Annotated in this window: 15 protein-coding genes and 1 pseudogene; 8 read left to right on the forward strand and 8 right to left on the reverse strand. The window is 42.2% G+C overall.

What is annotated here, in order from left to right; translation table 11 throughout:
* Window positions 1–24 precede the first annotated feature (24 nt).
* From CRI9333_RS23420 to CRI9333_RS23430, 3 genes are read left to right on the forward strand one after another with little or no spacing between them, the layout of a single operon-like run.
* Entirely contained in the window at window positions 25–291 is a 267-nt protein-coding gene (locus CRI9333_RS23420) for a hypothetical protein (RefSeq protein WP_015179975.1), read from the forward strand.
* The gene (locus CRI9333_RS23425) at window positions 279–806 is read left to right on the forward strand and encodes an HNH endonuclease (protein WP_015179976.1); all 528 of its coding nucleotides are present in this window, start codon (window positions 279–281) and stop codon (window positions 804–806) included. The genes CRI9333_RS23420 and CRI9333_RS23425 overlap by 13 nt, the downstream gene beginning before the upstream one ends.
* Window positions 803–1471: a hypothetical protein gene (locus tag CRI9333_RS23430; protein WP_015179977.1), complete on the forward strand. Its 669-nt coding sequence runs from the start codon at window positions 803–805 to the stop codon at window positions 1469–1471. The genes CRI9333_RS23425 and CRI9333_RS23430 overlap by 4 nt, the downstream gene beginning before the upstream one ends.
* Before the next feature lie 480 nt (window positions 1472–1951).
* On the opposite strand, the gene CRI9333_RS26295 is transcribed toward CRI9333_RS23430, so the two are convergent.
* Window positions 1952–2239 (reverse strand): hypothetical protein, encoded by a 288-nt coding sequence (locus CRI9333_RS26295; protein WP_015179978.1) that lies wholly within the window; start codon window positions 2237–2239, stop codon window positions 1952–1954.
* Window positions 2240–2987: 748 nt separating this feature from the next.
* Window positions 2988–3455 carry a helix-turn-helix domain-containing protein gene (locus CRI9333_RS23440; protein ID WP_015179979.1) on the reverse strand — a complete coding sequence of 156 codons (468 nt, stop codon included), beginning with the start codon at window positions 3453–3455 and terminating at the stop codon, window positions 2988–2990.
* Between the two features lie 81 nt (window positions 3456–3536).
* Here CRI9333_RS23440 and CRI9333_RS23445 point away from each other — a divergent pair, with 81 nt between their 5' ends.
* Both CRI9333_RS23445 and CRI9333_RS23450 read left to right on the forward strand, forming a co-directional pair.
* Window positions 3537–4436, forward strand: coding sequence for a tyrosine-type recombinase/integrase (locus tag CRI9333_RS23445; protein ID WP_015179980.1), 900 nt, complete (start codon window positions 3537–3539; stop codon window positions 4434–4436).
* Between the two features lie 119 nt (window positions 4437–4555).
* Window positions 4556–6926: pseudogene (locus CRI9333_RS23450) on the forward strand (Tn3 family transposase).
* Window positions 6927–7032: 106 nt separating this feature from the next.
* On the opposite strand, the gene CRI9333_RS23455 reads toward CRI9333_RS23450, so the two are convergent.
* On the reverse strand, window positions 7033–7383 hold the full coding sequence (locus CRI9333_RS23455; RefSeq protein WP_015179981.1) for a hypothetical protein: 351 nt from the start codon (window positions 7381–7383) through the stop codon (window positions 7033–7035).
* A gap of 240 nt (window positions 7384–7623) precedes the next feature.
* On the opposite strand from CRI9333_RS23455, the gene CRI9333_RS23460 reads away from it, so the two are divergent.
* The 3 genes from CRI9333_RS23460 (at window position 7624) to CRI9333_RS23465 (ending at window position 12033) form a co-directional block, all read left to right on the forward strand.
* Complete coding sequence (locus tag CRI9333_RS23460; RefSeq protein WP_015179983.1) at window positions 7624–7854, forward strand: ribbon-helix-helix protein, CopG family; 231 nt, start codon at window positions 7624–7626, stop codon at window positions 7852–7854.
* Window positions 7855–7916: 62 nt separating this feature from the next.
* Window positions 7917–8039, forward strand: coding sequence for a hypothetical protein (locus CRI9333_RS28190; RefSeq protein WP_015179984.1), 123 nt, complete (start codon window positions 7917–7919; stop codon window positions 8037–8039).
* Between the two features lie 433 nt (window positions 8040–8472).
* Complete coding sequence (locus CRI9333_RS23465) at window positions 8473–12033, forward strand: DUF3854 domain-containing protein (protein WP_015179985.1); 3561 nt, start codon at window positions 8473–8475, stop codon at window positions 12031–12033.
* 260 nt (window positions 12034–12293) lie between these two features.
* Here CRI9333_RS23465 and CRI9333_RS23470 read toward each other — a convergent pair whose 3' ends face one another.
* The 5 genes from CRI9333_RS23470 to CRI9333_RS27070 form a co-directional block, all read right to left on the reverse strand.
* Window positions 12294–12701 carry a type II toxin-antitoxin system VapC family toxin gene (locus tag CRI9333_RS23470; RefSeq protein ID WP_015179986.1) on the reverse strand — a complete coding sequence of 136 codons (408 nt, stop codon included), beginning with the start codon at window positions 12699–12701 and terminating at the stop codon, window positions 12294–12296.
* Complete coding sequence (locus CRI9333_RS23475; protein WP_015179987.1) at window positions 12698–12946, reverse strand: hypothetical protein; 249 nt, start codon at window positions 12944–12946, stop codon at window positions 12698–12700. Before CRI9333_RS23475 ends, CRI9333_RS23470 begins: the two co-directional genes overlap by 4 nt.
* A gap of 254 nt (window positions 12947–13200) precedes the next feature.
* Window positions 13201–13491: a hypothetical protein gene (locus CRI9333_RS23480; RefSeq protein ID WP_015179989.1), complete on the reverse strand. Its 291-nt coding sequence runs from the start codon at window positions 13489–13491 to the stop codon at window positions 13201–13203.
* A 73-nt stretch (window positions 13492–13564) separates the two neighbouring features.
* A complete protein-coding gene (locus tag CRI9333_RS23485) occupies window positions 13565–13792 on the reverse strand; it encodes a hypothetical protein (protein WP_015179990.1) in 228 nt (75 codons plus the stop codon).
* Between the two features lie 422 nt (window positions 13793–14214).
* A complete protein-coding gene (locus CRI9333_RS27070; RefSeq protein WP_157462490.1) occupies window positions 14215–14463 on the reverse strand; it encodes a hypothetical protein in 249 nt (82 codons plus the stop codon).
* Between the last annotated feature and the right edge of the window lie 7 nt (window positions 14464–14470).

Below are 14470 nucleotides of genomic sequence, written 5' to 3' on the forward strand. Positions count from 1 at the left end.
ACCCTTTTTTATTGGAGTTTCATCATGGGTAAAGGTATTCAATTAGGTGGTTATTTTCTGATTGGGGTTAGCTGTTGCGGATTGTTCAGCTATACAGCTTACGTTGTGCCAAGGTTCCAAGCTTATGCTTTTTGGCTTGTAGTGGTTGTTAGTTTGTGCTTTGTAGTTGCAGGGCTGGTTGACGATTACCTTAGTGAGATAATGCAGATAACCTATCAACAGTATATTGGTGGACTTATCACCATAATTACAATTACTTTAATTGGGAGCATAATTCAATGGATACAGTAAGTCTAACTATTAGTTTTTATGATCTGGAACAAGAAGAACAATTCTATCTTTTACGGCGTTTTTTAGCTCCAGGCATTGTCGAGATTAATTCTAAGACTGGTTGCCATGAGTTACAAAAGTACTTAGATGTTAAGGGGTATGGGCGTTTACAAGCTTGGCATGATGGCACTAAAAAAAGCCTGAAACTGCACAGGTTAGCTTTTGAGTTTTTCAATGAAACGAAAATACCTAGTAACTTAGCTATCCTACATAACTGCGACAATCGTAAATGTGTTAATCCTGCTCACCTATCTACAGGAACTCTGGCAGAAAATATAAAAGATTGTGTTGCAAAAGGAAGAAACTCAAAAGGCTCTAGGAACGGAAACAACAAGCTTAACGAAGCTCAAGTAACAGCAATAAAAAGGCTTTTAGACGGTGGAATGAGCAGGGTTAAAATAGCAAAATTATATGGTGTTTACGATACTACGATTGGGAACATAGCAAGAGGTAGAACTTGGAGGCACGTAGCATGATAAAAATATCGTCGCCTCAAGATCAACTCCGAAGCAATAGAAACTTACTCGCTTTAGTTGGTGGCTCATCAACTGTAATAGGGCTGTTGCTTTGGTCATCTAGCCCATTTCTGTTCCCCAATCCCAAAGATAAATTTAGCGTTTCACTGCGTTATCTTTCCTTGTTTATTACTAGCTGTTGCGGTGTTACAGCCGTTGCAACAGGGCATCAGTTACAGCGCATTACACCACTTTTGAAAGCAATAGAACAGGCAGAAAAAGCAGACTTTATCAGTCAGTTAGCCACTTCGCAATGGGTACAGGAACAACGGTATCAATCAGAAGCCGTTACAGCGTTACAACCCTCGCAACAGCAACCCGTTACACTGCAACAGTCAAATAGTTATAACGAGCGTAACGACGGTACAGCAAGGGATAACGAAGTTACTAACGAACCTGTAACGGATTCTCTAACGACTGCAACAGCCAATGCTGTAACACCTGCAACAGACGAGGAAATGGAAGGTTATAGACCTACTTATCTAGCTGTAACGGCACTGCAACAGCAAGGGATTAGCGACAGCGAGATTATCAAGGATGTACTGAAACAGGGCGGAACAAATTACTCCAAAGGTAAACAGATGCTAGACGCACTTTTGCAGTTGGGACAGTCTAAAGGTTGGTAGTTTCAACAATTAAATTAATGAGGATAATGTCAAGTGATACAAAATAAAGCTGTTATTGGTATTTTAGGATGAAATCTCGAAACTCCAGTCTTGGCAATAACGCATAACATTCCTAACCCCTTGCTATAAAATGCAAGGGGTTAATTGTTTTAACTTTTTAAAAACGCTATCGCGTTTCTTACTGAAAACTGCCGTACTATTGCCAACTGTTTATAGTAACTAAAACTTATTAATTATTAAAAATGTTTGTACTATTGAAAACTTGTTTATAATACTAAAAACTGTTTGTAGTAGTTAAAACTGTTTGTAGTAACGAAAAGTTATTAAAATAGTGAAAGCTGTATGAATACTGATTACAGGGATAAAATAGACTCCTTTTGCCCCATCGTCTTTAATTCATAAAGGGCGATAGCCCTATTCCTAACAGTTGCCACTGTGGGTGTTAGTTAACTTTATTCCAATGAAGGACTTGTGCAGTGTTTATAACTTATCAAAAATAATCAAATCAATTAGATCATTCTTATTCTTTCGATAAATTCTAAAATCACTATCTAAAGTTAATACCTCACTACCTTCTATTAACGGGACTTGAACAAAGTTCAAGCCCAAATAAACCCCAAACGCTGTAGGTGTAAAGCAAATACGGTTAGAGTCGATGTCCGCATTACTGCGATGCACCTCTCCTTCAAAACCGGACGTGCGACTTTCACCGCATCCGGCTCCTAGCAACCTATGGGTAACTGGGCTAAAACCCAAAATCCCCTTCATAAGCCGTTTTCAGGAATCGACTTCCACCTCGCCACCGTCTTGAATCTTCCGTACATTTAGAGCTTTGTATTCCCCTTTAAGCTGGACAGTTACAGCTTCAGTCCGTTCAACTTGTTCGCATGACGTGCGTTTTCCTTAAATTATCAGTCTATGTTCCACCTAGTCCTTTCTTAGCCGTTCATCGGGGCTTGGGAGCTTACCCGTCCGCGTCAATACGACCTGCTACCAATCCCAGTGGTATTATCTAGTTGATAACTAGAGGCAGTCCGCTTGTCTACGCATGGTCTAATCCATTTCTAGACTTCTCGGTCGCCGAGGGCAATTTCCGCCCTCATCCTACCCGTCTCTTTCCGGTAAGGGGTTAATCATTTCCCTCCACTCTGGTTGTCAACCCTGAGAAGTTAGAGACGTTTTTCCTCGTTCCGTTCCTCAGATTAATTGATACATTAGGTGTCACCAATTCGCCTACCACCAACCCGACGGTTATGCAGCTATCCATTAAATAATGCTGCGGGTTTAAAGGTGGTTAAGTCGAGATTTATTCAGATTCTCGCTTTCATGTAAGACGCTTTTCTAGGTGCTTCACATTAAGTGTCGGGTAAGGTTCGAGAGTCACCTCTCTCCCCTCCCCTAAGAACCGGACATGAGACTTTCGCACTCATCCGGCTCAAGCCTTACTTCAAGGGAGATTTAACTTGGCGTTGAGCCGAGATACGTGTAAAAAAGTGCAATATAAAAGCGCAAAGCCTTAACCAGCAGTGGTTTTAGCTTTATAAGAACACCCACAAAAAGGACAGAAGCGAAATTTCATTGATGAGATGGGTTCAGAGCAGCTAGGACAACGATTGATCAGTTGAAAACCACAAAAGCAACAAAATTTAGCACGGGCATGAGTCCAAAGTGGATCGGGAGCAGTACCGGGAGTCCAGCAGTGTGGACAAAATTTTAATTCTGTAGTTGCAGCAAGTGGTAATCCCTTACTCACAGCATCAAGATACTCAACTGGGGTTTGCAAAGCCAATGCCAACCCATTGAGAGTTTTATAATTTAACCGCGAAGTTAGACCTCGTTCAATTTTTCCCAAACTTTGCAAATGAATTCCAGCCTTCAGCGCAACTTCGTGTTGGCTCAACCCTAAACTAGCACGCACTCGTTGCACAAAACTAGCTAAGGTTTCTTGTTCTTGGGGCAAATTAGTATGTTCTGAAATCGACATAAAAATGTGTTTTAATTAACTGTTGGTTCTACGTCAATCTTTTAAAGTTAATAAATCGTTTATTAAAATAATTTCCACCAAGTGTCTGTATCTTTAGCTACAGTAACTACTCAATTTTTAGAAAGACAGGGATTAGCCCCAAACACTATTCGCTCTTACGAAGGAACATTAATACCTTTATTGCAAGAATATGGGCGAATGCCTGTAGAAATTCTCAGCCGAAAGGCACTAACTGAATATTTAGATAGCTTAGATAATTTAGCCTATACTACCCATCATCGACATCAAGCAATTATTCAAGCTTTATTCAATTTCGCTGTTGAACAAGGTTACATTAAAGTTAATCCTATCGCTCGGCTGCGACGGCGAAAACCTGATCCGAAAAAAGGCGAACATTTAGCCGATGAAGTAATTCGTTATCTCACCGTTACTCAAATTCAATTACTGTATCAGGTAGTGGCATCCGATAGCCGAATGCGTGCATTGGTAAAACTCCTACACCGCAGTGGAGCTAGGATTGGAGAAGTTTTAGCCCTCAACCTTACTGACATAGATTTGAGCAATCACAAATTCTACGTGGTTGGTAAAGGTAATAAGTCACGTTGGTGTTTTTATAGTGAAGATGCTCAAGTAGCTTTAGAACATTATTTGCGTTATTATCGCCACAAAAGCTCTATATCGGCATTATTTACCGCTCAACATCCTTGTAGTTATAAAGTTACCCGTTTAAGCTATCGTACCGTTCATAAAAACTGGGCTGAATTAATTAAACCTGTACCAGAGCTAGCTGGTATACGTCTGCATGATTTACGACATACATTTGCTACAGAACGAGTAGGATTAATGGGAATTGAAGAACTAAGAGCTTTGATGGGACACGCCAATATCCAGACAACATTACGTTACCAAAAAGTGACATCAGCCCGGTCAGAATATGTAGCGAAACAAGCACTTAATTATTTAATCAACAATAATATTTAATTGTTAATTTGGACAAAAAGAGCGCGAGTTTTTCCGGTGATTTTCTGGGTAATTGAGTAGAAATGCTGAGTAGATATTATACTCTGTACTAGCTGAGTGAGAGTTGGAGACTATCCCCCATTACATCAATTGAGCGTACTGCTTATCCACAGTTCAAACCTTTACCTTCGGCTAAGGAACTGGCGGAACTGTATACCCCAACAACAGAAGAAATTAAGTTTGTGCGCTCTAATGTACGAACACCAACAGGATTGCTGGCACTGATGGTAATGCTGAAATCGTTTCAACGATTGGGTTATTTCACAGACATAGAATCAGTTCCGACGGCTATCATTGCTCATTTGCGGAAATGCCTCAATCTCAGCGTTAAGGTATCGGCTATTCCTTCAGTTCGCTCAAAACGTTATTATCAACAAGCGATTAGGACTTACTTGGGTGTCAAGCCTTATGATCGAACCGCGGGAACAGCATTTAACCCAGACACAATCTCTATTAGGAGTGTTGGCAGAAATTTTAACAGCCTCCGATGAAACTCCTGATGCGATGACTTTAGGAAGTCAAGTCCAGTCGGTTTTACAGGTTCATGGTGGTACAGCTTTACTATTGCAGCAGTGCGAAGAGATTACTGCTTACAACAGTCATAATTACTTACCTTTGTTATGGCGATTCTATAGCCGCTACCGTAAGCTGTTATTCGAGTTAGTTAGGTCGTTAGATATTCGCTCTACTTCTGCCGATGAATCTGTGATTGATGCAATGGCTTTTGTACTTGAACAGGAACACCGTCGTGCCAAGTGGTTGCCTGCGACTATTGATTTGAGTTTTATCAACGATGCTTGGCGACGATTGGTGGTAACGAAACAAGGAGATACAGAAGTCCTAGTCCGAACTCAGCTAGAAATTTGCTTGTTTGTGCATTTGGCTTCTGAGTTGAAGACTGGCGATGCTTGCGTAGTGGGGTCGGAAAATTATGCAGATTTCCGAGAACAACTTTTACCTTGGTCTGAATGTTCTTCTCTGGTGGAAGAATACTGTCAGTCGTTGGAAATTCCCGCCGATAGTGTTCAATTTGTGGAATATCTTCAACAAAAGTTGACGCTCCTGGCTCGTGAAGTAGACCAAATTTGTTCTAATAGTGACCAGATAACAATTAACAGGGAGGGAGAACCTGTACTCAAGCGGCTTGTAACTCAACCCCAATCTGAAGAGGCTTTCCAATTAGAATCAGCTATTTTACAACGATTGCCGGAACGCAGTTTATTGGATATTTTATGCAATGTCGAGCATTGGTTACATTGGACTCGCCATTTTGGCCCGATATCGGGGTCGGAAGCGAAATTAACTCAAGCAGGCACACGTTATATCCTGACGACTTTTGGCTATGGTTGCAATTTGGGGCCTAACCAAACGGCTCGTCACTGCCGAGGCGGAATTACCAGCCATATGCTGTCTTACATTCACCGTCGTCATATCACTGCTGATAAGTTGCAAGCAGCAATCAGGGATATGATCAATGCTTATAATCAACTGCAATTGCCTTCTTGTTGGGGAACAGGACAACGAGCGGCGGCGGACGGTAGTAAGTTTGAGATTTACGAGAACAATTTGTTAAGCGAGTACCACATTCGCTATGGCGGTTATGGTGGGATTGCTTATCATCATGTTTCGGATACTTACATCGCGCTGTTCACCCACTTTATTAATTGTGGCGTTTGGGAAGCAGTTTATATCTTAGATGGATTGCTCAAAAATACCTCAGATATTCAGCCCTCAACTCTGCACGCTGATACTCAGGGACAATCGGCTCCGGTGTTTGCTCTCTCCTATCTGTTAGGAATTAAGTTAATGCCGCGTATCCGTAACTGGCAGGACTATACTTTCTTACGCCCTAGTTCACAAGATGTTTATGAGTATATTGACCCATTGTTCAAAGGGGTAGTGGATTGGAAGCTAATTCACACCCACTGGCAAGATTTGATGCGTGTGGTGTTGTCGATTAAGGCGGGTAAACTGATGCCATCGACTATTTTACGCAAATTGGGCAGTTACAGTCGCAAAAATCGTCTTTATCAGGCTTTTCGCTGTTTGGGACAGGTGATTCGCACAATGTTTTTGTTGGAATATATTTCAGATTGCGGGCTACGTCAGGAGATTACTGCCTGTACCAATAAGGTAGAAAGTTATCACGGTTTTTTAGACTGGCTATTTTTTGGTAAGGATGGGGTGATTACGGAGAATGATCCTAGCGAGCAGGAAAAGCGGGTTAAGTATCTTGACTTAGTAGCGAGTGCGGTAATTCTCCAGAATGCTGTGGATATTTCGCAGATTGTGCAGCAGTTAAGTGCTGAAGGGTACAAGATTAACCGGGATTTGTTAGCAAGTTTGAGTCCTTATTTGACTAGGCAGATCAAACGTTATGGGGATTATGTGGTGGATTTGCAGAACGTTCCGCCGTCTTGGGAGCAAGCTATTGTTTTGCCAATTGAATAAAATTTCTGAAATTCATAACTGACAAGGCTTTGCGCTTCTATCTTGCACTTTTTTACACGTATCTTGGCTCAACGCCGAAGTGCTATGTACGGACTTTCACCGTGATTCACACTTCAACGAATCGCACTTCTGCTGGAGGTGTGTTAGTTTTGTTCCAATGTGACAGCACTAATGTTTCGACATAATCCCGAAACATTCTGCCTCTGGTTGATTCGATGAACAGTCCCAGGCGAATTACGCCGCGACGTGTCCACATAATTTTAAATAGTCCATTGTTGACTGGAATTTTAATCCAGTGAATGCCCTCCAGTAGTTCATCACTGTGGCGGCTTTTTTGGCTGCGAATACTTGATTCGCTGACTCCGTACCCAGATGCTACAAGGCTAGTGGGTAGTAGAAAGGAGTGAGCATCATCGGGGATGGCTTGGCGAAGGATTACTTGAAAATCTTCGTTCATTGCACACCTCTTAACTTTTGAGGTGTTGCAATTACTATGTCACTGTTTGGCATTATTAAAGTGTCTCCTTTCTGACTAGGTGGGAGACAGTTGCCAGCGGGAGGCGGCCAAGCTTGTGCCGCTGGTAACTGACCCTTCATGACTAACTGTATACATCGTATACACAATACAATGTAACATTTTTATGGAGTCACTGTTAATAAAAGTAAATTTGTTATCAGCGTATACAAAAGGTGTAAAATGGCAGAATCGCCGCTAGCTAGTGCTCGATTACCTCAAGAATGGATGGCACAGTTGGACGAAATAGCGCAGCAGACTGGGAAAAGTCGCACTGACTTAGTAAGGGAAGCGATCGCTATGTATCTAGGTGTAATACCACCTGAAGGTGTTCGCTCTGATCTCGAGCAACTTAAAAATCGAGTTGAGATCGTTGAAAAAAAGCTGCAAATTCAGGAATATCAAACCAGTTAGGAGCCATCGAAAAGGAGGCAATCAAATCGGCTTTAACAGGGCTGATAGGGCTATATCAAGAAATGCTCAATAGTGGATTATCAGTTACTAAGCCAAAGGGGAATCGTCGCCAGCAACTAGAACAGCAGATTGAGGCGTGGCAAACGCTACTGCAAAATATAGATGGTGACAAACACAACTCTTAAAGGAGGTGAAGCATAACAACCCCTAAAACTGAAAATACCCCTGCTTTTAACAAGGGTTTTTCAAGGGCATATAGATTTTTTTTTAATCGAGCCAGATAAACATTTCCCCGCCTTGCTATCGGTGCGAGTTGTCCAGACACCACCGTAGCAATTGAAAAGTGCGGGAAAGAGTGTCTTGTCTTCTATTATCCATGAAGATCCTTTGAGTTGTACCCCCAAAATTAAATTTTTTTTAAATTTTTTTCAGAAATAAATGACAGATGAGTCAATTCAAAATCTTTAGTTGACAAGCAAAGCTCTCTTTCCCCCACTACATGGGTTTGAGTGCTACCTAAAAGTTACCGGAAGTAAGCCACAACTATATATATAGGTGGTAGTGAGCCCTCAAACCCTGTCAGGCGGTATCCACAACTCGCTATACAGGGAAAGAGCCATGTCATACGAACATTCCGACGCGACACACACCTTCGATATCCGTAACTTCTCTTCAGTCCTGCAACCTGCCAAAAAAGGTTGCTACATCTGCCCGAACTGCAACGAGCCAAAACTCACCTTTTCCAATAATGGTAAGTATAACTGCTGGCACTGTAACGACACCAAACAGATCGCTCGCATCTTAACCGAACCAGAACGAGAAGAACGTCATCGCCAGCGAGAGGAAGCCAACCGACTCCAATCTACCCTTACACATGACGAACGTAAACAAGAGTGGATAGAGTTTAGCGGTATATCCGAAAGTATCGCAAGTGCCAACCTACGACACACTAGCGACTCGCCAGAGATAGTAGCACAATTGCTCGGTTGGAAATATTACAAAGGTACTACAGGCTGGTACGTCCTCTCCTGCGACCCCCTTACAGGCAAGCGGAGTAATAACGGACAATTTAAACCAGATGAACCGATTGATTTTCCTGATTCTGAACCAGCCAAATACATCAGCTTCCCCAAAAAATCCCAATCAAACAAAGGGATAGAAGCTATTTATCTAGCACTAACTTTAAACGACTGGATCAAAATTAGCGATCGCACAGGCATTCCCTTCACAGAAGACGACATTGACAACACGCGAGATGACCTCGGATTTTGGGCATGGGTACGGAACAATCCCGAAATTCCCATCATTATCACCGAAGGCATCAAGAAAGCAGCTTGCCTGTTAGGTCATGGCTGGGTAGCCATCTGCCTTGCTGGAGTAACTTGTGGACAACGAAGCGGCAAGAAACTACTCGAATCCCTAACTGAATTTATCGTACCTGGTCGCCCAGTATTTTTAGCATTTGACGCAGACATCGTAGAGAAAACCCCAGTACGTCGCGCCCTCATTCAGTTGTGCCAACTAATCAAACGAACTGACAAAACCTCAATCACTCGCATTATCCAGTGGGATTTAGCACTTGGTAAAGGCTGCGATGACTTAATTGTAAATCACAAAGTTGAAGCTTTTGAAACTGCAATGGATGAAGCCATATCCTACTCACAATGGATCAAGGAAATTAATACCCAATATCAAGAATCATATACAGGCTCATCCAATGGAGGCGGTAACAATAACAATAACAACGGTAATAGTGGAGGTGATAACAATAACAACGGTAATAGTGGAGGCGGTAACGGTGGCGACAACTCAGACTTTAGTTCTGACGACCACAACCAGAAACAAAACAACCGCGAATGGCGCTACGAACGCATTTGTAAATCATTAGGACTACCGTTTGAACACTGCGTCACTGCTGGCACCTTTGATGGCTATGTTTACCGAACTTGTTTTGAAGCGGGAGAAAAAGATTGGAAAACAATTGATACCGCCTTCTACCGCTACACAGGGCTAGGTTACTGGCAGAATCAGCCAGATAAGCTGCTCCATAAAATTATTACTGATGCTGGGGATAGGGCATTCAAATTAAAACTAAGTAAAGAAGAAGGTTGGGTTGACTCACACCCCTACGAAACCAACAATCATGCCGAGTCAGCCTTTAAATATTGTCGCAAGCGATTAGAACCCATAGAGCCATTACCCACTAACGGGCATCTGCGGGCGTTTCGTAACTGTACAGTAGATATGCGAACAGGGGAAACCATGCCCCACAGCCCAGAATACTACCTCACTTCCGGCATTTCCTACGATTATTATCCCAACCGCCCCTGCCCATCCGTTTTTTACCAATTCTTGTGCGATGCCTACGGAGAAGACTTGATCCCCGTCATCCGAGCATTTACTTCCATGTTCCTTGACCCCACAGCCCCTTACGGCGTATTCCCCCACCTGCTAGGTCAATCTGGCAGCGGTAAAGGAACCTTGGGACGATTGTGGAACAGTTTGTATGGAGACGATGGTTCAGGCAGTGGTGTCTTCTCTGACATTGCCACACCGGAAGGGCGACATCAATATCTTACTGGAAAAACAATTTTCGGTATTCCCGACATTGGCGGTTATGTTACTGGATTACGGGCTTTCTACGAACTGGTAGACAATGGCGAGTTAACTGGACGAGCGTTATTCAACCCAACTGGCTACCAAAAAAGTTTCAACTGCCGCTTCTGGGTTGGCTCAGTAGATCATCTCCAGATCGAAAATGCTGGCGATGGCTGGGAGCGTCGCGCTTATCCCATACCAACTCAAGGCAAACCTAGCAAAGTTGACCCAGAGTTAAGACAGAAACTAGAAGCAGTCAAAGCTGACATCATCTCTTGGGCTTTAGCAATGCCGCGTTCAGAACGCGATGTTATCCTGCTTACTCCACCCACCAATCACCGCATTGTTAATTTAAAGCACGACGCTGCCCTCTATGGTGACTCAGTGAAATCTTTTGTGGATCTGTGCCTACGACCCACAGAAGAACAAACCATTATGCCTACCCATTTGCTGCACAGCTTATACACAGCTTATTGCCAAGCTCACGGTTATGTTGCTTCTGGGATGTCCAAGTTTATTTCGCACTTTAAGAATGTTTTAACTAAAAACTTCGTAGACCGTCGCTGGGGAGCCATGAAAAATGGCTTGCGCCGGATGCAACCAGCCCACTTTACAAATATGGAGATTCTCCCAGGAACCTTTGTAGATATTGCGTCCGACTTTCAATCGTCTAACGGTTATCAAACGGACTCTAAAGGAAGCCACGAACCAGAGTGGAAGTGTCTCAAATCCCACTGCGTTGAAGGCGGGTTGATGGAGTTTGAGGATTTCTGGAATCCCCAGCCACCTGATGATGATCCTGGTACTGATGGTGGCGGCGGTAGCCCCATTCCTCCTCCATTTTCCCCTGATGGTGGAAATATGGATCAGGGTGGATCAGGGTCTACTCAAAATTCTGAATCTACCCCGATCCACCCTCAAACAACGGAAAATCAAGCTTCTAGAGATGTGGATCAGGGTGGATCAGGTGGATCAGGGTTACTTTTGAGCCATGAAAAAAGTTTTGACGAGATCCAAAAACAAACTGAAAATAGTCAATCTCTATCCTCACCCCTGATCCACCCTGATCCAGTGGCTCAAGTTACGGAAAATCAATGTGTTCAGGGTAGTCAATCAAAACAGCCGCCGGAACTATCCCCTGCTCTCAAGGAGGTTTCTGAATTACTAATGCTTGTAGAAACTGGCTCTGATTTAAAAGCAGTAACGCAGATAGCAGCAGAAAAAGGTCTACCTGACAATTGGAAAAAAATAGTTTGGTCTCATTTAGATAAAAATACTCAAGCCAAGATTAAACGTCTGAAGCAACAACAACTTCCAACTACGGAAGCGCCCGCGTCCACTGTTTTATCAGCACCATCAGCAATTAAAATCGAGCAAAAATCCTTGCCACCTTTCCCTTCTGTTGATGATTTAGTTTGGCGCAAACCTACCCCTAGATATCCTGAAGCTCAAATATGCCGCATTGTTCAAATCACTTCTGGTGGTGCCTATACCGATAACAAGTGGCACATAAGTCACTATGCCTGGGAAAAAGGCGATTACCTGCCGTATTCTGCCGACAGTAATGATTGCGAATATTAGATGTGGCTTAAAGCAATAAATGTTCTGGGCTTCCTTTCTGGTATAGCTTTTAGCTGTCGCGTGGCACTTCGATTTCTCGCGCTCGCAGCCTGGTGACACTATGGAGAGAGACTCATGCGTGACACTAATTCTTTAAAATTGAAATTCGAGTGCCTAGAACATCACTGTGCCGCATAGAAGTCGAACTGTCGTTCTGCTGGGCATTAATTGTTTGAAACTGACAAATAATTCTTTAATGGACAACAGCCAAGCTGACTTTTTTATGGTTCTGCTTCCCAATCTTCTATATTTAATTCTTTAATTCGCTGAAATTCAGACACATTATGGGTAACTAATGTTAAGTTATTGGCTATAGCTATCGCGGCTATTTGTAAATCATAAACTCCTATAGGGGTTCCTTTATTTTTTAACTCAGCGCGAATTTGCCCAGCTATTTTAGCTGCTTTAATATCTAAATTTATTGTAGTAAACTGATTGAATAAACGCTCTAACTTGGCTAAATTTTGTTCTCTCCGACTGCTACAATAAGCTCCATAGTACAATTCAAATTGTACTACTGTACATAAATAAATATCTTTTGGTTCTTGTTGCGCTAATCTTTGTACAGCTAAAGAACTGGTATTATTGAGTAGCTTGATACAAACATTAGTATCTAATAAATAACTCATAAGAAAGGTTCTCTTTCTGGTAATTCTCCTTGAGGTTCTCTAACTAAAGGTTCTCCTTCCCATCCGCCAATTACTTCCTCAAAGAAACCTGGTTGCCAATTTTTAGGTTGAGATTGAGTTTCTGAAGGTTCTAATGGTTGAATAATAATCATTATTTCAACATCTTTGTTTTGGATTTCGACAGGTAATCTCACCTGAAGTAATCCATCTTCGCCTATGTGAGTTTTTATCTGAATACTTTGCATATTTACCTTCAAATGTCTTAAAATTTCAATAAACTTCTCCGTCAATTTGAGCTTGTTTAAGAATGTCTATTAACGTTTATGACTGAATTTTTCAATAATGAGTAATTGTGGTTTTTAGACGAGTAAATTAATTCAACCCAATTTCATTATCCCCTTTAGCATAAGGAAGTAACTCAAAACTTAAACAACGCATTTTTTGAGTTACTTCCAGATCATAAAATCCGGCTAACATCTAGTCATAAGTAGATTTTAGCTTACATAATTTTTGATGCGATAATACCAATAAATACAAAGAGACCTAGCCCTCTGCGAAAATAATTAACTCCTTCAAATAATTCCTGCCACGCCCAAGTAAACAACGAGCCATTTGCTAGTAGGTCTAACACTGTATTGATTTTGCCACTTGTAAAGATTAGGGAGAATATTGTAGCTACTAGGAAAACAATCAGTAGCAGGTTGGGCATCTGAGCTATAACAATTTCGCCATTACTGTCGCGGAAGGTTTTATCAAATAATGTAGTTTTTGTAGTTTCTGTATTTTCCATTATTATTCCAATTCTTGAATCAGTTAAATTTTCCCAATCAGCTAAATCTTGTAATCTTCCCGATAACGCCTATTTATCCCTTTTTGTTTAAGTTACCGTTGGTTATACTAATAACTTTATTAATAGCTTCATCTAATAAATCAACATCTGTCGCTGGTATAGCTGTAGATTGAGTATTCTTAAATAACTGCTTTCCTGGTGGCTTGCCATGCCTTTCTTTATAGAAGTCAGCCACAGTTAGAGTCGATGTCCGCATTACTGCGATGCACCTCTCCTTCAGAACCGGACGTGCGACTTTCATCGCATCCGGCTCCTAGCAACCTGTGGGTAACTGGGTTATGCCCAAAATCCCATTCATAAGCCGTTTTCAGGAATCGACTTCCACCTCGCCACCGTCTTGAATCTTCCGTACATTCGGAGCTTTGTATTCCCCTTTAAGCTGGACAGTTACAGCTTCAGTCCGTTCAACTTGTTCGCATGACGTGCGTTTTCCTTAAATTGGCAGTCTATGTTTCATTTAGTCCTTTCTTAGCCGTTCATCGGGGCTTGGGAGCTTACCCTTCCGCGTCAATGCGACCTGTTACCAATCCCAGTGGTATTATCTAGTCGGAGCCAGATACAGTCCGCTTGTCTACGCATGGTCTAATCCATTTCTAAACTTCTCGGTTGCTGGGGGCAATTTCGTTCCCCCATCCTACCCGTCACCTTCCGTTAGAAGCTTAATCACAGCCTCCCACATAGGATGTCAACCCCATGAAGTTGATGACGTTTTTCCTCGTTCCGTTCCTTAGATTGATACGATACTTTAGGTGTCACCATTTCGCCTACCATCAACCCAACGGTTATGCAGCTAACTATGTAATTTGCTGCGGGTTTATAGATGGTGAAGTCGAGAGATATTCCAGATTCTCGCTTTATTGTAAGACGCTTTTCTAGGTGGCGTTGAGCCAAGATACGTGTAAAAAAGTGCAAGATAGAA

Source organism: Crinalium epipsammum PCC 9333 (genome assembly GCF_000317495.1).
In the GTDB taxonomy this organism is placed as follows: Bacteria; Cyanobacteriota; Cyanobacteriia; order Cyanobacteriales; family PCC-9333; genus Crinalium; species Crinalium epipsammum.